Source organism: Actinotignum sp. usb-actsch-rep-73 (assembly GCF_059082735.1).
The window spans coordinates 1-412 of the sequence record NZ_JBHNPV010000065.1; the positions used below are offsets into that span (position 1 = coordinate 1).

The 412-nt window shown below is 47.3% G+C and carries 1 protein-coding gene; it reads right to left on the minus strand.

Annotated features, from left to right (window positions below):
- Positions 1–412, minus strand: a 412-nt coding sequence (locus AC5RE1_RS05030) for a restriction endonuclease subunit S (RefSeq protein WP_493938423.1), incomplete at both ends; no start/stop codon positions are given.

Genomic DNA, 412 nt, shown 5'->3' on the forward strand with positions numbered 1-412 from the left:
GGTCGAGTTGCTCGAAGAATGAGCCAATGCTGATTTGCTCAGCGTAATTTGGGGTGGAGATACCCATTCCCATAAGTACTTCCGCATTAAGCTTTGCGCGCGTTCCGCCCGTCAGCATAGGCTTGATATCACAGCGCTTAATCGACCATGCAACAAAATGATTATCAGTGAGACCTTTTCTGCCCTGAATTACATGCGCGTGGTTGTTTACCCAGATAGTCCCATTGATGCACATGGTCGGATAATTATCCAAATCAGAAGCGCCGTCTTCCGCAATAAGCACAAACTCACCCTGATGAGTGAAGCCTTCGACGTAGTCTTGAATTCCATTTGCACCGTAGTAAGGTGTGCTGCCAGGAACTCGCTCTGAAGCTGTAATTGGAATGCGTAGGTTATCGTATCTATCTGCTAC